General features: G+C 57.8%; 1 protein-coding gene. It reads right to left on the minus strand.

The window, feature by feature from the left end:
* The coding region (locus ABWL39_RS20970) for an adenylyltransferase/cytidyltransferase family protein (RefSeq protein ID WP_367796183.1) at positions 1–170 on the minus strand (170 nt) is incomplete at its 3' end.
* Between the last annotated feature and the right edge of the window lie 36 nt (positions 171–206).

The following is a 206-nucleotide window of genomic DNA, read 5'->3' on the forward strand; positions in this document are numbered from 1 at the left end:
ATCGACGCCCCCAGCGCCCGCGCCTGGGCCAGATAGGTGACATGGCCCCGGTGAAGAATATCGAAACAGCCGTTGGTGAAGACGATCGGCTTTGGCAAGCGGGCCACCATCTCGGCCAACGACTCGCGCGAGGCAATCTTACGTTCAAATATCGGTGTTGCTAGATCCATGTCCGTGGTCTCATCGTTACGTTAGACGGCGAAGAT

Source organism: Chitinivorax sp. PXF-14, assembly GCF_040812015.1.
Classification (GTDB): domain Bacteria; phylum Pseudomonadota; class Gammaproteobacteria; order Burkholderiales; family SCOH01; genus JBFNXJ01.